The organism is Pseudomonas sp. Soil_N_39, from assembly GCF_057655955.1.
This window is the reverse complement of sequence record NZ_JBDGLI010000010.1, coordinates 246413-263610: the sequence shown is the minus strand read 5'-3', so window position 1 is coordinate 263610 and position 17198 is coordinate 246413. Positions and strand designations below refer to the sequence as shown.

At 60.8% G+C, this 17198-nt stretch carries 16 protein-coding genes; 1 reads left to right on the top strand and 15 read right to left on the bottom strand.

Annotation, left to right across the window (positions count from 1 at the left end; genetic code table 11):
- Window positions 1-944: 944 nt before the first annotated feature.
- From rpoS to AC3A5O_RS17015, 8 genes are all read right to left on the bottom strand, one after another.
- Window positions 945-1952, bottom strand: a complete 1008-nt coding sequence (gene rpoS / locus AC3A5O_RS17050) for an RNA polymerase sigma factor RpoS (protein WP_003198289.1) — start codon at window positions 1950-1952, stop codon at window positions 945-947.
- Window positions 1953-2058: 106 nt separating this feature from the next.
- Window positions 2059-2904 carry a peptidoglycan DD-metalloendopeptidase family protein gene (locus tag AC3A5O_RS17045; RefSeq protein WP_122565448.1) on the bottom strand — a complete coding sequence of 282 codons (846 nt, stop codon included), beginning with the start codon at window positions 2902-2904 and terminating at the stop codon, window positions 2059-2061.
- A 211-nt stretch (window positions 2905-3115) separates the two neighbouring features.
- A complete protein-coding gene (locus AC3A5O_RS17040) occupies window positions 3116-3751 on the bottom strand; it encodes a protein-L-isoaspartate(D-aspartate) O-methyltransferase (RefSeq protein ID WP_170862085.1) in 636 nt (211 codons plus the stop codon).
- Between the two features lie 41 nt (window positions 3752-3792).
- Window positions 3793-4542, bottom strand: coding sequence for a 5'/3'-nucleotidase SurE (gene surE / locus AC3A5O_RS17035; protein WP_122565449.1), 750 nt, complete (start codon window positions 4540-4542; stop codon window positions 3793-3795).
- Entirely contained in the window at window positions 4530-5588 is a 1059-nt protein-coding gene (gene truD / locus AC3A5O_RS17030) for a tRNA pseudouridine(13) synthase TruD (protein ID WP_487753475.1), read from the bottom strand. The genes surE and truD overlap by 13 nt, the downstream gene beginning before the upstream one ends.
- A complete protein-coding gene (ispF, locus tag AC3A5O_RS17025; protein WP_305469942.1) occupies window positions 5581-6057 on the bottom strand; it encodes a 2-C-methyl-D-erythritol 2,4-cyclodiphosphate synthase in 477 nt (158 codons plus the stop codon). The genes truD and ispF overlap by 8 nt, the downstream gene beginning before the upstream one ends.
- 43 nt (window positions 6058-6100) lie before the next feature.
- The gene (gene fghA / locus AC3A5O_RS17020) at window positions 6101-6946 is read right to left on the bottom strand and encodes an S-formylglutathione hydrolase (protein WP_122565453.1); all 846 of its coding nucleotides are present in this window, start codon (window positions 6944-6946) and stop codon (window positions 6101-6103) included.
- A gap of 8 nt (window positions 6947-6954) precedes the next feature.
- On the bottom strand, window positions 6955-8067 hold the full coding sequence (locus tag AC3A5O_RS17015) for an S-(hydroxymethyl)glutathione dehydrogenase/class III alcohol dehydrogenase (RefSeq protein ID WP_060738985.1): 1113 nt from the start codon (window positions 8065-8067) through the stop codon (window positions 6955-6957).
- Window positions 8068-8175: 108 nt separating this feature from the next.
- Here AC3A5O_RS17015 and AC3A5O_RS17010 point away from each other — a divergent pair, with 108 nt between their 5' ends.
- On the top strand, window positions 8176-9072 hold the full coding sequence (locus tag AC3A5O_RS17010) for a LysR substrate-binding domain-containing protein (protein ID WP_305469940.1): 897 nt from the start codon (window positions 8176-8178) through the stop codon (window positions 9070-9072).
- Window positions 9073-9238: 166 nt separating this feature from the next.
- Here the strand turns inward: AC3A5O_RS17010 and ispD are convergent, their stop codons facing one another.
- The 7 genes from ispD to AC3A5O_RS16975 form a co-directional block, all read right to left on the bottom strand.
- Window positions 9239-9946 carry a 2-C-methyl-D-erythritol 4-phosphate cytidylyltransferase gene (ispD, locus tag AC3A5O_RS17005; RefSeq protein WP_487753474.1) on the bottom strand — a complete coding sequence of 236 codons (708 nt, stop codon included), beginning with the start codon at window positions 9944-9946 and terminating at the stop codon, window positions 9239-9241.
- Window positions 9943-10221: a cell division protein FtsB gene (gene ftsB, locus AC3A5O_RS17000; RefSeq protein WP_003184873.1), complete on the bottom strand. Its 279-nt coding sequence runs from the start codon at window positions 10219-10221 to the stop codon at window positions 9943-9945. The genes ispD and ftsB overlap by 4 nt, the downstream gene beginning before the upstream one ends.
- Before the next feature lie 171 nt (window positions 10222-10392).
- The gene (eno, locus tag AC3A5O_RS16995) at window positions 10393-11682 is read right to left on the bottom strand and encodes a phosphopyruvate hydratase (protein ID WP_013692387.1); all 1290 of its coding nucleotides are present in this window, start codon (window positions 11680-11682) and stop codon (window positions 10393-10395) included.
- A gap of 246 nt (window positions 11683-11928) precedes the next feature.
- Window positions 11929-12774, bottom strand: a complete 846-nt coding sequence (gene kdsA, locus AC3A5O_RS16990) for a 3-deoxy-8-phosphooctulonate synthase (RefSeq protein WP_122565457.1) — start codon at window positions 12772-12774, stop codon at window positions 11929-11931.
- Window positions 12775-12778: 4 nt separating this feature from the next.
- Window positions 12779-14410, bottom strand: coding sequence for a CTP synthase (gene pyrG, locus AC3A5O_RS16985; RefSeq protein ID WP_122565459.1), 1632 nt, complete (start codon window positions 14408-14410; stop codon window positions 12779-12781).
- A gap of 274 nt (window positions 14411-14684) precedes the next feature.
- Window positions 14685-16010, bottom strand: coding sequence for a tRNA lysidine(34) synthetase TilS (gene tilS / locus AC3A5O_RS16980; protein ID WP_460090341.1), 1326 nt, complete (start codon window positions 16008-16010; stop codon window positions 14685-14687).
- A 149-nt stretch (window positions 16011-16159) separates the two neighbouring features.
- On the bottom strand, window positions 16160-17107 hold the full coding sequence (locus AC3A5O_RS16975; protein WP_092330636.1) for an acetyl-CoA carboxylase carboxyltransferase subunit alpha: 948 nt from the start codon (window positions 17105-17107) through the stop codon (window positions 16160-16162).
- Window positions 17108-17198: the final 91 nt, after the last annotated feature.

Below are 17198 nucleotides of genomic sequence, written 5' to 3'. Positions count from 1 at the left end.
TGCCGGGATGCCCACTCCACAATGCCTGCGTTCGGCCAGCGTGGTTAACGGGGCGCCGAGATCAACGTCCACCCCACTACGAGGCGGCCTGATAGCCGACCTGGCTCTTGATGGGGACCGCATTTCTCCTGTGGGAGCGAGCCTGCTCGCGATGAGGTCGGCAAGCCCAGCATCCATGTGACTGAACCACCACCATCGCGAGCAAGCTCGCTCCCACATTCAATCTCCAGTGGACACAAAATTTATATATCCAACACACAACCACTGTGGGAGCGAGCTTGCTCGCGATGAGGTCGGCAAGCCCAGCATCCATGTGACTGAACCACCGCCATCGCGAATAAGCCCGCTCCCAAATTCAATCTCCAGCGGACACAAGATTTATACCCAACACACAACCACTGTGGGAGCGAGCTTGCTCGCGATGAGGCCGGCACATCCAACATCACCGCAAACTGACCCACCGCCATCGCGAGCAAGCTCGCTCCCACACTCATTCCACAGGGGAAACGCGGTCCCATCAGGAACCAGGTCGGCTATCAGGCCGCCTCGCGGTGGACGTTGATCTCGGGCGCCCCGTTAACCACGATGGCTGAACGGAGGTGTTGTGGAGTGGGTAACCCGGCATGGATGCCGGGTTAGCCGCGCTGGGCCATGGATGGCCCTTCGCGGCGGCCCACGGAGCAAGGCCTTCGTTCAGGCATGCCGAGCCTAAGCGAGGCACCGAGTGGTGGGGCAAAGCGCTTTTGGTTACTTTTGGCGCTCTTCCAAAAGTGACCCGCCGTAAGGGCGGAACCAATAGCCGCCGTTACCGAAGAAACGGATATACACCCAAACCCAAGCCAAAAAAAAAAACGGCGCCTCCCTCTTTAGCAAGGGAAGCGCCGTTTTTCCAAGTAGACAGCATCACAGCCAGTCAGGGCGTTTTATGCTGCTCTTGCCTTGGCTTATTGAAACAACGACTCACTCGACAAGCCGTTCTTCTCCAGGATCTCTCGCAAACGCTTGAGACCTTCAACCTGGATCTGCCGGACCCGCTCACGAGTCAACCCAATCTCCAGCCCGACATCTTCAAGCGTGCTGCTTTCGTGCCCGCGCAAGCCGAAGCGGCGAATCACCACTTCCCGTTGCTTATCGGTCAGCTCCGAGAGCCACTGGTCGATGCTCTGTGACAGGTCATCGTCCTGCAACAGCTCGCACGGATCGGTAGGTCGATCATCCGTAAGGGTGTCCAACAAGGTTTTATCCGAGTCCGGCCCCAGGGAAACGTCCACCGAGGACACCCGCTCATTGAGCCCAAGCATGCGCTTGACCTCACCCACCGGTTTTTCCAGCAGGTTGGCGATTTCTTCGGGTGAAGGTTCATGATCAAGTTTCTGGGTCAACTCACGGGCGGCCCGCAGGTAGACGTTCAGCTCCTTGACCACATGAATCGGCAACCGGATCGTCCGGGTCTGGTTCATGATCGCCCGTTCGATGGTCTGGCGGATCCACCAGGTGGCGTAGGTCGAGAAACGGAAGCCGCGCTCGGGGTCGAATTTCTCGACGGCGCGAATCAGGCCCAGGTTGCCCTCTTCGATCAGGTCCAGCAGCGAAAGCCCGCGATTGACGTAGCGTCGGGCGATTTTCACCACCAGGCGCAGGTTACTTTCAATCATGCGTTTTCGACCGGCCGGGTCGCCACTTTGCGACAGCCGCGCAAAATGAACTTCTTCCTCGGGGGAGAGCAGTGGCGAGAAACCGATTTCGTTGAGGTACAGCTGAGTGGCGTCCAGCGCCCGGGTGTAATCAATGTACTTATGTTGTTTAAGCGAAGCGGAGTGTTTGGATTTGGCACGAACGGAAGGTGGAGTCGCCCCTTCATCATTCGACATCGAATCCATAGCGATGCCGGTCTCCATAAGGAGAACCTCATCGTCGATGTCAAACTCCGGCACTTCTTTACTGAGAGCCATTGTTATAGTCCTTTGGTGAGTTCGACCTCAAGCTCAAGCGACGCCTTTATCCTTGGCAACGCTGGAGCCTGTTCCCTCTACGTGACGGAACAGGCTGACAATCAAATCAACGACGTGGCAGGAATTGCAGCGGATCGACTGGTTTACCTTGTCGGCGAATCTCAAAATGCAGTTTCACCCGGTCTGTTCCCGTTGATCCCATTTCGGCAATTGTCTGTCCGACCTTGACCTGCTGCCCCTCCCGAACCAACAGCCTGCGGTTGTGACCGTAGGCACTGACGTAGGTATCGCTGTGTTTGATGATGACGAGTTCGCCGTAGCCCCTCAAACCACTCCCGGCGTACACAACCGTGCCATCAGACGCAGCTAAAACAGGCTGTCCCAAATCCCCGGCGATATCAATTCCTTTATTCAAACTACCGTTTGAAGAGAATTTTCCAATGAGAACGCCATTAGAAGGCCATCCCCAGCCTGTCGGGGCGGGGCCCGCAGGCGGCATCGGCGCAGGGGCTGGTTTGCTCGCGACGGACGGTATTACCGCCGTCCCAGCCCCCGCCGGCCGGCGAATGACCGTGGTTTTGCTCGACGAAGAAGGCGTCGAACCCGACTGTGTCACCACCGCAGTAGGCGTTGAACCGCTACGGCCATCGAAGCGAATCGTCTGACCGGGGTGAATCGTATAAGGCGCAGGAATGTTGTTGCGCGCCGCGAGGGCCTTGTAGTCCCAGCCGTAGCGAAAAGCGATGGAAAACAGCGTATCGCCGCGACGGACTACATATTGGCCGGTCGTTACTGTAGGACGTTGAGGTGCTGCACTGTTGCGATCGACCACCCGGACATTGCTAGACGGCGTACTGGAACAACCGACCAGCAAAATGCTCAAGACAAGGCCAGTCACCAGGCGCTGAAAGCTCGTGATACCCATACGCTGCGCAATGACTGTGAGACTCACCCGCCGCTCCCTTTGTGGTGGCTGAAAAATTGGAGGCTGCCTGTCCAGGCAGCGTTCATACAAATATAGCTGGCGACAACTGCGCCTCTATTAATGAAGCGCAACGCGTCGCCGCACACGTTTGCTCGACGCCATTGGGCTCTGTTCAGCGAATCGGTGCCGCTGTAAGACACAGACGTGGCCACGGAATTCAGCGTCCGTTTATAAATGCTCAGGCCAACGGTCCATTGAGCAACGGCACAAACCGCACCGCTCCCAGGACGTGTCGCGAAAACCCGTGCTCTTCGCGCACGATCAACATCAGTTGCTGGACCTCACCGGCGCCCACCGGGATGACCAGCCGTCCACCAGGGGCGAGCTGATCCAGCAGGGCTTGAGGTACATCGGTGGCCACCGCGGTGACGATAATGCCGTTGTACGGTGCCAAGGCCGGCCAACCTTCCCAGCCATCGCCCCAACGAAACACCACGTTGCGCAGGTTCAGTTCCACCAGGCGTTCCTTGGCGCGATCCTGCAGGACCTTGATCCGCTCGACGGAAAACACCCGCTCGACCAGCTGAGACAACACCGCCGTCTGGTAACCCGAACCGGTGCCGATCTCCATCACCTTGTCCAACGGCCCCGCCTCCAGCAGCAACTCGCTCATGCGAGCCACCATGTACGGCTGGGAAATGGTCTGGTTGTGGCCGATCGGCAACGCCGTGTCTTCATAGGCGCGATGGGCCAGGGCTTCATCGACGAACAAATGGCGCGGCGTGCGGCGAATCACCTCCAACACCTGGGCGTTGGACAGGCCTTCTTCGTAGAGACGCTGGATCAGTCGTTCACGGGTGCGTTGGGAAGTCATGCCGATTCCACGGCGCAGCATATCGTCTTGCTCACGAGCCATCAGCGCAGCCCCTCCAGCCAGCCATCGAGACTTCGAAAGGCGTCGTTGAAGGTACGGTCCAGCTGCAACGGCGTGATCGAGACATAGCCTTGCATCACCGCATGGAAATCAGTGCCTGGCCCGCCATCCTCGGCATCACCGGCGGCGGCGATCCAATAACCGGCCTTGCCGCGCGGGTCGACGACATGCATCGGTTTGGCGGCGCGGGCACGATGGCCCAGGCGTGTGAGCTGGATGCCACGGATGTGATCGAGCGGCAGGTTGGGGATATTCACGTTCAGCACCGTGCGGGGCGGCAGGTCCAGCGCGCCATGGGCTTCGACCAGTTTACGGGCGAAGTAGGCGGCGGTCGGCAAGTTATCGACCTGCCGTGAAACGAACGAAAAGGCAAACGACGGTTTTTCCAGGAAGCGACCTTCCAAGGCAGCGGCGACCGTGCCGGAATACAGCACGTCATCTCCCAGGTTGGCGCCCAGGTTGATGCCCGACACCACCATGTCCGGCTCACGTTCCAGCAAGCCGTTGAGGCCCAGATGCACGCAATCGGTCGGAGTGCCGTTGAGGCTGATGAAACCGTTATCCAGATAGCAGGGATGCAAAGGACGGTCGAGCGTCAGCGAGCTGCTGGCGCCGCTCTTGTCCTGGTCCGGAGCGATGACTACGCACTCGGCAAAATCCGCCAGCGCAGCATAAAGCGCGGCAAGACCGGGTGCAGTCACCCCGTCGTCGTTAGAAATCAGAATACGCATGGGCTGTCCGTCTGCCCCACCGGCACCAGATCGACGAGTTCGCGCACCAAGACAGTGGCGAAACATCCGGCCGGCAGGACGAATTCCAGTTGCAGAATGTCAGGCGAGGGATAATGCCACGACAGCCCGCCAATGGGCAGTCGCAGGATGCGACGTTCGTGACTCATTCCCGCGTTTATCAACCAGTCCCGCAAATCGGCCTCGCCCGCGGCAACGGCTTGTTCCAGTTCAAACGTCGCGCCGGCGGCAGGCGAAGGCCCCTCACCCCACTGCGGCCCGGTCGGGTGCAGGTCGAGAATGGTCAGGCGCGGATCGCTGCACTCAGCCTCACCGGCGGGGAAGAAACTGCGGCTGTCGGTGAAGGCGAGCAAGTCGCCCACCTGGGCCTGCTGCCAGGTCCCGTCGGCGACCCGCGCCGCCAGCACCCGGTTGAACAGAAAGCTGCGGGCGGTGGATAACAGCCGCGAGCGCACATTGCGCTGTTCCGGCAAAGCCTTGCGCGCCGCCCAGGCACGGGCATCGACGACATTGCCGCCGTCATGGCCGAAGCGCTGGGCGCCAAAATAGTTGGGGATACCCTGGCGGACAATCTGTTGCAGACGCGCATCGATCGCCGCCGTGTCGCCCTTGAATTGGGTCAGGCGCAAGGTGAAGCCGTTGGCCGAGTGCGCGCCGCGTTGCAGTTTGCGTTTATGTCGCCCGGTCTTGAGGATCTTCAGCGTGTCGTTCTCTGCCGCCGACAAGTCCGGATCGGCCTTGCCTGGCAATTGGACGCTAAACCATTGGCGGGTCAGGGCTTGACGGTCCTTGAGCCCGGCGTAGCTGACGGTGCGCAACGGCACGCCGGCGGCCTTGGCGATTCGTCGGGCAGCCTCTTCGGTGTTCAAGCCACGTTTTTCGACCCAGATCCACAAATGTTCGCCATCGCCGGTCAACGGGATGTCGAGCACTTCATCGACCTGGAAATCTTCAGCGGTGGCCTTGAGTACCGCACTGCCCAAGGGTTCACCGTAGGCGCGCGGCCCTAACAGTTCCAATTCAGTCATGGCGCAGCAACAAGGCAACGGAGTGGACGGCAATGCCTTCTTCGCGACCGACGAAACCCAGCTTTTCGGTGGTGGTGGCCTTCACGTTCACTTGGTCCAACTCAACTTGAAGATCCTCGGCGATCAGCTGGCGCATCGCTTCGATGTGCGGGGCCATTTTGGGGGCCTGGGCAACGATGGTGTTGTCGACGTTGCCGACTTTCCAGCCCTTGGCGTGGATCAGTGCGACCACATGGCGCAGCAGCACGCGGCTGTCGGCCCCCTTGAATTGCGGGTCGGTGTCGGGGAAGTGCTTGCCGATATCACCCAGGGCCGCCGCGCCGAGCAGTGCATCGCTCAAGGCGTGCAGCAGGACATCACCGTCAGAATGCGCGAGCAGCCCGAAGCCGTGTGCGATCCGCACGCCGCCCAGAGTAATGAAGTCGCCTTCAGCGAAACGGTGAACATCGTAGCCGTGGCCAATACGCATAAAAAAACGCCCCGATTTTTGTCAGGGCGTGATTCTACCTGCATTAGACGTTTAGAGCGCGTGCATGATGCTGCAAGTGGTCGTCAATGAAGCTGGCGATGAAGAAGTAGCTGTGGTCGTAGCCCGGTTGCAGGCGCAGCTCCAACGGATGGCCGGCGGACTTGGCCGCCTGTTGCAAGGCTTCGGGCTTGAGTTGGTTGGCCAGGAAATCATCGCGATCGCCTTGGTCCACCAGCAATGGCAGCTTCTCCTGCGCCTCGGCAATCAATGCACAGGCATCCCATTCCCGCCATTTCGAGCGGTCTTCCCCCAGGTAACGGGAGAACGCCTTCTGGCCCCATGGGCAATCCATTGGATTGTTGATCGGCGAAAAGGCCGACACTGAACGGTAACGCCCCGGGTTGCGCAAGGCGCAGACCAGCGCACCGTGGCCGCCCATGGAGTGACCACTGATACCGCGTTTGTCCGAAGCCGGGAAATGCGCTTCGACCAGCGCCGGCAATTCCTGCACCACGTAGTCATGCATCCGATAATGCCGCGCCCACGGATCCTGCGTGGCGTTCAGATAAAAGCCCGCCCCCAGGCCGAAGTCCCAGGCATTGTCCGGATCGCCCGGCACGTCGGCGCCACGGGGGCTGGTGTCCGGCGCAACGATGATCAGGCCCAGCTCGGCGGCCATGCGCTGGGCGCCAGCCTTCTGCATGAAGTTCTCGTCGGTGCAGGTCAGCCCGGACAGCCAATACAGCACCGGCAACTTGCCGCCCTGCTCGGCTTGCGGTGGCAGGTACACGGCAAACACCATGTCACAACCCAGCACTTCGGAACGGTGCCGGTAACGCTTGTGCCAGCCGCCGAAGCTTTTCTGGCAGGAGATGTTTTCCAGACTCATGACCGACCTCAGAAATGGATAACGGTGCGGATGCTCTTGCCTTCATGCATCAGGTCGAACGCCTTGTTGATATCTTCCAGGCCCATGGTGTGGGTGATGAAGGTATCCAGCGGGATTTCGCCCTTCTCGGCCATTTCCACGTAGCTTGGCAATTCGCTGCGGCCGCGCACGCCACCAAAGGCCGAACCGCGCCAGACGCGCCCGGTCACCAACTGGAATGGACGGGTGGCGATTTCCTGACCGGCGCCAGCCACGCCGATGATCACCGACTCGCCCCAACCTTTGTGGCAGCACTCCAGGGCGGCACGCATCAACTGGACATTGCCGATGCACTCGAAGGAAAAGTCCACGCCGCCGTCAGTCATGTCCACGATGACTTCCTGGATCGGACGGTCGAAGTCTTTCGGGTTGACGCAATCGGTGGCGCCCAGTTGCTTGGCGATTTCGAACTTGGCCGGGTTGATGTCGATGGCGATGATCCGCGCGGCCTTGGCCTTCACGGCGCCGATCACGGCCGACAGGCCGATACCGCCCAGGCCGAAGATCGCCACGGTGTCACCCGGCTTGACCTTGGCGGTGTTGAGCACCGCGCCGATGCCGGTGGTGACGCCACAACCCAGCAGGCAGACTTTTTCCAGCGGCGCTTCTTTTGGGATCTTGGCGACGGAGATTTCCGGCAGCACGGTGTACTCAGAGAACGTCGACGTCCCCATATAGTGGAAAATCGTCTCGCCCTTGTAGGAAAAGCGCGAAGTGCCGTCCGGCATCAGGCCTTTGCCCTGGGTAGCGCGAATCGCCTGGCAGAGGTTGGTCTTGCCCGACTTACAGAATTTGCACTGGCCGCACTCCGGCGTGTACAGCGGGATTACATGGTCACCCACCGCCACCGAAGTCACGCCTTCGCCGATGGCTTCGACAATGGCGCCGCCTTCATGGCCCAGGATCGACGGGAAGATCCCTTCCGGGTCGGCACCCGACAGGGTGTAGGCATCGGTGTGGCAGACACCGGAAGCCACCACGCGCAACAGCACTTCGCCCGCCTTGGGCATGGCGACGTCGACTTCAACGATTTCCAGGGGTTTCTTGGCCTCGAAGGCAACGGCAGCGCGCGACTTGATCATTCCGGGTTCTCCAGCAAATAAAGACAAGACCGGGAGTGTAATCCTCCGCCAGACAATGAATAATCCAGCCAAAAGCAAAACATTATTGCTGTATAGGGATAATCCTTCATGTCTGATAACCGCTGGGAAGGCATCGACGAATTTGTAGCCGTGGCCGAGTGCAGCCAATTCACCGCCGCTGCCGAACGGCTCGGGGTTTCGTCTTCCCATATCAGTCGACAAATCGTACGGCTCGAAGAGCGTCTACAGACACGCCTGCTTTACCGCAGTACTCGCCGGGTCACACTGACCGAAGCCGGACAAACCTTTTTGCAGCATTGCCAGCGTTTGCAGGACGGACGCGAGGAAGCACTGCGGGCCGTCGGCGACCTGACCAGCGAGCCCAAGGGCATGCTGCGCATGACCTGCGCCGTGGCCTATGGCGAGCGGTTTATCGTGCCGCTGGTGACGCGGTTCATGGGGCTTTACCCGCAGTTGCGGGTCGACATCGAGCTGAGCAATCGCCCGCTGGACCTGGTGCATGAGAGCCTGGACTTGGCGATTCGCCTGGGTCGCTTGCAGGACTCTCGCCTGGTCGCCACACGCCTGGCACCGCGGCGCATGTACTTGTGCGCCTCGCCCTCTTACCTGGAACACTACGGCCGGCCCCACAGCGTGTCGGAACTGAGCCGCCACAATTGCCTGATCGGCAGCTCCGATATTTGGCAACTGGAGCAGAACGGGCGGGAATTTTCCCAGCGAGTACAGGGAAACTGGCGTTGCAACAGTGGGCAAGCGGTGCTCGATGCGGCGCTGCAAGGGGTGGGGTTGTGTCAGTTGCCGGATTATTACGTGCTGGAGCATTTGCACAGTGGGGCGTTGATCTCGCTGCTGGAAGCCCATCAGCCGCCAAATACGGCGGTGTGGGCGTTGTATCCACAGCAGCGGCATCTGTCGCCGAAAGTGCGCAAGTTGGTGGATTACTTGAAGGAAGGGTTGGCTGAGCGGCCGGAATATCGGGGGTGACTGGGGTTCTTTGTTGCCTGGGCCGGCGTCATCGCGAGCAAGCTCGCTCCCACAGTGGAGCGGTGTGAACACAGGTCCATCATTCGACGAAAACCCTGTGGGAGCGAGCTTGCTCGCGATAGCGCCAGCCCAGACGACGGTGATCTAACGAGAAAACAGATCCAGCTTAATGCCGATTCACCCACCGCTGGCGCAACCACTCCAGATCTTCCGGCCGAGTGACCTTGATGTTATCCGAACGCCCTTCGATCAAGCGCGGTGCCTGCCCGGCCCATTCCATGGCGGACGCTTCGTCGGTAATCACCGCATCCGCCACCAGGCTGTCGGCCAGGGCCCGGTGCAGAGCACCGAGGCGGAACATCTGCGGTGTATAGGCTTGCCAAATCACGCTGCGATCGACGGTTTCCAGCACGCGACCCTGCTTGTCGGCGCGCTTGAGGGTGTCGCGCGCCGGGACGGCCAGCAGGCCGCCGATCGGGTCGTTCACCAACTCGCTGAGCAGGGTGTCCAGGTCGGCCCGGGCCAGGTTGGGCCGGGCCGCATCGTGCACCAGCACCCAATCGTGATCGTCGGCGCCCTGCCCGTGCAGATGCAGCAAGGCATTGAGCACTGAATCAGAACGTTGCTCGCCACCGTCGACACGCTGGATGCGTGTGTCGCTGGCGCAGGCCAAGGTCGGCCAGTAAGGATCATCGTGTGCAAGGCTGACCACCACACCCTTGACGGTGGGATGGTCGAGGAAACAGCCGAGGCTGTGTTCAAGAATTGTGCGCCCGCCCAGTTGCAGGTATTGCTTGGGACGGTCGGCGGCCATCCGGGCGCCAACGCCCGCGGCAGGAATCACGGCCCAGAAGGCCGGCAAACGCATACTCATTGGGCCAACTGGTAGAGGGTTTCGCCCTCCTTGACCATGCCCAGTTCATGTCGAGCCCGCTCTTCAACGGTCTCCATGCCTTTTTTCAACTCGGTCACTTCGGCGTCCATCACCCGATTACGCTCCAGCAGCGCCTCGTTTTCGGCGTGTTGGTCGGCAATTTGCTGAGTCAGGTCGGCCACTTGTGCCAGGCTGCCATTACCCACCCACAGGCGGTACTGCAGGCCGGCCAGCAACAGGAGCAAGACAAGAAACAACCAATTGGGACTGCGCATCGAATATCAGGTATCCAGTGAAAAAAGACCGCCATGCCAAACTTTGAAGCGTCTGATAGCACGAAGCCTGGAGAACCCAGGCTTGTGCTTGATAAGGCATCAGATTAGAGGCAAAACCGCCACCATGGCGACTTTTGCGACCCAACCCGCTGTCTTTTTACCATTTACCGCTTAACCGCGAAACTCGGCGCGACCGTTGTACTTGGCCTTGCCATTCAACTGCTCTTCGATACGCAGCAGTTGGTTGTACTTGGAAACGCGGTCGGAACGGCACAGCGAACCGGTCTTGATCTGGCCTGCCGCAGTGCCCACGGCCAGGTCGGCAATGGTCGAGTCTTCGGTTTCACCGGAGCGGTGGGAGATCACGGCAGTATAGCCGGCAGCCTTGGCCATCTGGATGGCTTCCAGGGTTTCGGTCAGGGTGCCGATCTGGTTGAACTTGATCAGGATCGAGTTGGCGATCTTCTTGTCGATGCCTTCTTTCAGGATCTTGGTGTTGGTCACGAACAGGTCGTCACCCACCAGCTGGGTTTTCTCGCCGATCTTGTCGGTGAGGATTTTCCAGCCCGCCCAGTCGGACTCGTCCAGGCCGTCTTCGATGGAGATGATCGGATAGCGTTCGGTCAGGCCCTTGAGGTAGTCGGCGAAACCTTCGGCGGTGAACACCTGGCCTTCGCCGGACAGGTTGTACTTGCCGTCTTCGTAGAATTCACTGGCGGCGCAGTCCAGGGCCAGGGTCACGTCGGTGCCCAGCTTGTAGCCAGCGTTGGCCACGGCTTCGGAGATCACTTTCAGCGCGTCTTCGTTGGACGCCAGGTTCGGTGCGAAACCGCCTTCGTCGCCAACCGCGGTGCTCAGGCCACGGGCCTTCAGCACAGCCTTGAGGTGATGGAAAATCTCGGTGCCCATGCGCAGGCCTTCGGAGAAGGTCTTGGCGCCAACCGGCTGCACCATGAATTCCTGGATGTCGACGTTGTTATCGGCATGCTCGCCGCCGTTGATGATGTTCATCATCGGCACCGGCATCGAGTAGACACCCGGGGTACCGTTGAGGTTGGCGATGTGCGCGTACAGCGGCAGGTCCTGGTCCTGGGCAGCGGCCTTGGCAGCGGCCAGGGACACGGCGAGGATTGCGTTGGCACCCAGGGTGGCTTTGTTTTCGGTACCGTCGAGCTTGATCATCGCGTGATCGAGGGCTTTCTGGTCGGCAGGATCCTTGCCCAGCAACAGTTCGCGGATCGGACCGTTGATGTTGGCGACGGCTTTGAGCACGCCCTTGCCCAGGTAACGGCTCTTGTCGCCATCACGCAGCTCCAGCGCTTCGCGCGAGCCAGTGGAAGCACCGGACGGCGCGCAGGCGCTGCCGATGATACCGTTGTCGAGAAGCACGTCCGCTTCAACAGTGGGGTTGCCACGGGAGTCGAGAACTTCACGACCTTTGATGTCGACGATTTTTGCCATTGTTGTAAACACTCCAAAGTTGACTAGAACGTTGCAGAAAACTTGCTCGCGCTCAGCTGCAATGCAGCCAAGCGCCTGGATGGGAGCGCTTCGCACTCCAGCGGGAGCAAGCTCCCTCGCCACAAAGAGCAAGGCTTGCCGACGATGAGCCCTGAAGGGCGTCATCGCAGGCCATGCTCCCACAAGAGCAGTGCGGCCAGCGGGCCAGAGCGATAATCGAGCGGTACTTTACCGGAGAAAACCGCGTTACGCGGTTTCTATCGTCGGAAAACCCTTGACCAGCTCATCCAGCGACTTGAGCTGAGACAGGAAAGGTTCCAGCTTGTTCAAGCGCAAGGCGCAAGGACCGTCGCACTTGGCGTTGTCCGGATCGGGGTGGGCCTCAAGGAACAGGCCGGCCAAGGACTGGCTCATGCCCGCCTTGGCCAGATCTGTGACCTGGGCGCGGCGACCGCCGGCGGAGTCGGAGCGACCACCGGGCATCTGCAAAGCGTGGGTCACGTCGAAGAACACCGGGTATTCGAACTGCTTCATGATGCCGAAGCCGAGCATGTCCACCACCAGGTTGTTGTAGCCGAAGCTCGAACCGCGCTCGCAGAGGATCAACTGGTCGTTGCCGGCCTCTTCGCACTTGCTCAGGATGTGTTTCATTTCCTGGGGCGCGAGGAACTGGGCCTTCTTGATGTTGATCACCGCGCCGGTCTTGGCCATCGCGACCACCAGGTCGGTCTGGCGCGACAGGAAGGCCGGCAACTGGATGATGTCGCAGACCTCGGCGACGACCGCGGCCTGGGCAGGCTCGTGGACGTCGGTGATGATCGGCACGCCAAAGGCTTGCTTGATGTCCTGGAAGATCCGCATGCCTTCTTCCAGGCCCGGGCCACGGTAGGAAGTCACAGAGGAACGGTTGGCCTTGTCGAAGCTGGCCTTGAACACGTAAGGGATACCCAGTTTCTGGGTGACCTTCACATACTCCTCGCAAACCTGCATCGCCATGTCGCGGCTTTCCAGCACGTTCATGCCGCCAAACAGCACCATGGGTTTGTCGTTGGCAATCTCGATGTCGCCGACGCGGATGATCTTCTGGGCCATCGTCTTATGCCTTTTTCTGGTGTTGAGCCAAAGCGGCCTTCACAAAACCGCTGAACAACGGATGACCGTCCCGTGGCGTCGAGGTGAACTCGGGGTGGAACTGGCAGGCGACGAACCATGGATGATCCGGGGACTCGACCACTTCCACCAGCGCGCCGTCACCGGAACGACCGGAGATTTTCAGGCCGGCCTCGATCAGTTGCGGCAGCAGGTTGTTGTTCACTTCGTAGCGATGACGGTGACGCTCGACAATCACATCCTTGGCGTAGCAATCGTGCACCTTGGAGCCGGCTTCGAGCAGGCATTCCTGGGCGCCGAGACGCATGGTGCCGCCCAGGTCAGAGCTTTCGGTGCGCACTTCCACGGCGCCGGTGGCATCTTCCCACTCGGTGATCAAGCCCACGACCGGGTGACCGCTGGCGCGATCGAATTCGGTGGAGTTGGCGTCTTTCCAGCCCAGCACGTTACGGGCGAACTCGATGACCGCCACTTGCATGCCCAGGCAGATCCCCAGGTAAGGCACCTTGTTTTCGCGAGCGTATTGCACAGCGGTGATCTTGCCTTCCACGCCCCGCAGGCCGAAGCCGCCCGGCACGAGGATCGCATCGGCGCCTTCGAGCAGGCCGGTGCCCTGGTTCTCGATGTCTTCGGAATCGATGTAGCGCAGGTTGACCTTGGTGCGGTTACTGATACCGGCGTGACTCATCGCCTCGATCAGCGACTTGTAGGCGTCCAGCAGTTCCATGTACTTACCGACCATGGCGATGGTGACTTCGTGTTCCGGATTGAGCTTGGCATCGACCACCGCTTCCCATTCGGACAGGTCGGCGCCGGCGCACTGCAGGCCGAAGCGCTCGACGACGAAATCGTCCAGGCCCTGGGAGTGCAGGATGCCCGGGATCTTGTAGATGGTGTCGGCGTCTTCCAGGCCGATGACCGCACGCTCTTCAACGTTGGTGAACTGGGCGATCTTGCGACGCGACGAGATGTCGATCGGATGATCGGAGCGGCAGATCAGCACGTCCGGCTGCAGGCCGATGGAACGCAGTTCCTTGACCGAGTGCTGGGTTGGCTTGGTCTTGGTTTCGCCGGCGGTGGCGATATATGGCACCAGCGTCAGGTGCATCAGCATCGCGCGCTTGGCGCCGATTTCGAAACGCAACTGGCGGATGGCTTCCAGGAACGGCTGGGACTCGATATCGCCCACGGTACCGCCGATTTCGACCATCGCCACGTCGGCATCGCCGGCACCCTTGATGATGCGGCGCTTGATTTCGTCGGTGATGTGCGGGATGACCTGTATGGTCGCGCCCAGGTAGTCACCACGACGCTCCTTGCGCAGCACGTGCTCGTAGACACGGCCGGTGGTGAAGTTGTTGTTCTGGGTCATGGTCGTGCGGATGAACCGCTCGTAGTGGCCCAGGTCCAGGTCGGTCTCGGCGCCGTCGTGGGTGACGAACACTTCACCGTGCTGGAACGGGCTCATGGTGCCCGGGTCGACGTTGATGTACGGGTCCAGCTTGAGCATGGTGACCTTAAGTCCCCGCGCCTCCAGGATGGCCGCCAATGAAGCCGAGGCAATGCCTTTCCCCAATGAAGAAACAACACCGCCCGTGACGAATATGTAGCGCGTCATGAAAAACCCTAGAAGTCTGCGTTAAAGCGGTCCGAGCCGCCGGGGAAAGCGAAGGAAGGCCGAAGCCCCCGATCACCTGCATTAATCACAGTGCACCTTTCAAAAAAACCGCCGCGTTGGGACAGACCGGAAGTGAAATCACCGGTACGTTGCTCGCTACACATTTTTTGGAATCGCCCAGCAAAGACTGCTTGGTAATCGGCAACTCCTGCAATTCAGGCGAATCCACAGAAGTTGTATCAAGAAGGGAGCGTAGTCTACCGGAAAGCCCCTTTCAGCTCAAACCCAGATCTTGGCTTCCTGGCGTCCAGATCAATTGCCAACTGCCATCAGCCTGTGCATCGAGCCCGGCCAGGTTAGCCACCGCCAGCAATTGCTCGCCTTGATAGAGCAGCGGCAATCGGCCGCGAACGAACGCCGGCACGGCCTTTTCATTGAGCAAGCGTTTGAGATCACGATGACCACGACCCGCTAACGCCAGCACCTCGCCGCCTTGACGATAGCGCACGCTGAGCGGCCCCGCAGGCGGCGTGCCGTTGAGCACCACCCGACCATTGTCCGGCAAGCGCAGCGCCAGCGCCGGATCCGCCCAGTCGACGGCGCCTGACGGCGAACATAGCCAGTGGTCGGATAACCACCAGACCCGCCCGGCGGCCCGGTGCAGCTCACCGCCGGCCAGGCGCCAGATTGGCCGGGCATCGTCGGCGGCATCGCGCAACGAGTCCCAGCCCGCCCAGTGATCGCTGTCGGGCAGCAGGGTCATCGGTGCCAACCAATGACTCAACGCGTTGCGCTGACGGGCCGGCGACAACGCCCGCAACGGCGCCAGCGCCAGGGATTGCAGCCCAAGCCAGTCGAATGCACCTGGGGACGCGGCCTGGGCCAAGTCGATCCGCGCCAAATCGTCCAGCAAACCTTGGGCTTCGGCCATGTGTCCAGCGCTGCGAGCCAGTGTCGCCGAGGCTTGCGGCCAGTGCTCGGTCAGCGCCGGAAAAATCCGCTGGCGCAGGTAGTTGCGTGCGTATCGGTGATCGTCGTTGGACGGGTCGTCGATCCAGCTCAATCCCTGTTGTGTCGCATAGGCCTCCAGCTCGGCACGGGACACATCGAGCAAGGGCCGCAGCAGATGCCCCCGGCCCAAAGGCCGTTGCCGTGGCATCGCTGCCAGCCCCCTTACCCCTGCCCCCCGCAGCAGGCGAAACAGCAAGGTTTCGGCCTGGTCATCACGATGTTGGGCGGTGAGCAGCACTTCGTTGTCATGGATGGCCGCCACGAAGGCGCCATAACGCGCCTCCCGGGCGGCACGCTCGACGCTGGCGCCGGGCTGGACTTGCACGCTCACCACTTCAAGCGGCACCCCAAGGGCCTTGCAGAACGAGCGGCAATGGTCCGGCCATGCCTCGGCCACAGCCTGCAGGCCATGATGGACGTGGATAGCGCTTAACGGTGGCAGGGTTTGGGTTTTGGAGAGAGACGCGAGCAGGTGCAACAGGACGGTGGAGTCGAGGCCACCGGAGAAGGCGATGCGCCAGGTGGCAGCGTTGCGCCAGGGGGATAACTGTGTGAGGAGCCGGGTTGGCAGGTCGATGCTTGTGTTCATGGGTATCAGCCTTGGCACAAATCAAATGTGGGAGCGGGCTTGCTCGCGAAGGCGGTGAATCAGTCAACACATGGGTTGAATGTTAAACCGCTTTCGCGAGCAAGCCCGCTCCCACACTGCCCCCCACAACTGCTGGAAGCTTGGTCAGATCAGAGACCGTAGCTCATCAACCGCTCATAGCGACGAGCCAGCAGCGCGTCGTTGTCGAACTTCTTGAGCATCGACAGCTGGGAACTCAGCTCGGCACGGATCAGTGCCGCCGCGGCAGCCGGGTCGCGGTGGGCGCCGCCCACGGGCTCGTTGATCACTTTGTCGACAATGCCCAGGCCTTTGAGACGCTCGGCGGTAATGCCCATGGCCTCGGCGGCATCCGGGGCCTTCTCGGCGGTTTTCCACAGGATCGAGGCGCAGCCTTCCGGCGAGATCACCGCATAGGTGGAATATTGCAGCATGTTCAACTGGTCGCAGACACCAATGGCCAACGCACCGCCGGAACCGCCTTCGCCAATCACGGTGGCGATGATCGGGGTTTTCAGGCGTGCCATGACGCGCAGGTTCCAGGCAATCGCTTCGCTCTGGTTGCGCTCTTCGGCGTCGATGCCCGGGTAGGCGCCCGGGGTGTCGATGAAGGTCAGGATCGGCATCTTGAAGCGCTCGGCCATTTCCATCAGGCGGCACGCCTTGCGGTAGCCTTCCGGACGCGGCATGCCGAAGTTGCGGCGCACCTTCTCGCGCACTTCGCGGCCTTTCTGGTGACCGATCACCATCACCGGCTGCTCGTCCAGGCGGGCAACCCCGCCAACGATCGCGGCGTCGTCGGAGAAGTGACGGTCGCCGTGCAGCTCATCGAACTCGGTAAAGATGTGCTCGATATAGTCCAGGGTGTAGGGACGACGCGGGTGCCGCGCCAGGCGGGCGATCTGCCAGCTGGTCAGCTTGCCGAAGATGTCTTCGGTCAGCGTGCGACTTTTGTCCTGCAGACGAGAGATTTCATCGCCGATATTCAGCGAATTGTCATTACCGACCAAGCGCAACTCTTCGATCTTGGCTTGCAGGTCGGCGATCGGCTGTTCGAAATCTAGAAAATTCGGGTTCATAGGCGTCCGTCTTGGGTCGACGTCCAAGAGAGCTTGGGCCGGCCGGTTGTCTATTCGCGCCTACCTTAAGGGAGAGGCGCGTTCAGGTCGA

Bases quoted from the DNA above. Each gene is read 5' to 3' on its own strand.
- rpoS (WP_003198289.1), bottom strand. From the start codon at position 1,952: ATGGCTCTCAGTAAAGAAGTGCCGGAGTTTGACATCGACGATGAGGTT.
- AC3A5O_RS17040 (WP_170862085.1), bottom strand. From the start codon at position 3,751: ATGACTTCCCAACGCACCCGTGAACGACTGATCCAGCGTCTCTACGAA.
- surE (WP_122565449.1), bottom strand. From the start codon at position 4,542: ATGCGTATTCTGATTTCTAACGACGACGGGGTGACTGCACCCGGTCTT.
- truD (WP_487753475.1), bottom strand. From the start codon at position 5,588: ATGACTGAATTGGAACTGTTAGGGCCGCGCGCCTACGGTGAACCCTTG.
- ispF (WP_305469942.1), bottom strand. From the start codon at position 6,057: ATGCGTATTGGCCACGGCTACGATGTTCACCGTTTCGCTGAAGGCGAC.
- fghA (WP_122565453.1), bottom strand. From the start codon at position 6,946: ATGAGTCTGGAAAACATCTCCTGCCAGAAAAGCTTCGGCGGCTGGCAC.
- AC3A5O_RS17015 (WP_060738985.1), bottom strand. From the start codon at position 8,067: ATGATCAAGTCGCGCGCTGCCGTTGCCTTCGAGGCCAAGAAACCCCTG.
- AC3A5O_RS17010 (WP_305469940.1), top strand. From the start codon at position 8,176: ATGTCTGATAACCGCTGGGAAGGCATCGACGAATTTGTAGCCGTGGCC.
- ispD (WP_487753474.1), bottom strand. From the start codon at position 9,946: ATGAGTATGCGTTTGCCGGCCTTCTGGGCCGTGATTCCTGCCGCGGGC.
- ftsB (WP_003184873.1), bottom strand. From the start codon at position 10,221: ATGCGCAGTCCCAATTGGTTGTTTCTTGTCTTGCTCCTGTTGCTGGCC.
- eno (WP_013692387.1), bottom strand. From the start codon at position 11,682: ATGGCAAAAATCGTCGACATCAAAGGTCGTGAAGTTCTCGACTCCCGT.
- kdsA (WP_122565457.1), bottom strand. From the start codon at position 12,774: ATGGCCCAGAAGATCATCCGCGTCGGCGACATCGAGATTGCCAACGAC.
- pyrG (WP_122565459.1), bottom strand. From the start codon at position 14,410: ATGACGCGCTACATATTCGTCACGGGCGGTGTTGTTTCTTCATTGGGG.
- tilS (WP_460090341.1), bottom strand. From the start codon at position 16,010: ATGAACACAAGCATCGACCTGCCAACCCGGCTCCTCACACAGTTATCC.
- AC3A5O_RS16975 (WP_092330636.1), bottom strand. From the start codon at position 17,107: ATGAACCCGAATTTTCTAGATTTCGAACAGCCGATCGCCGACCTGCAA.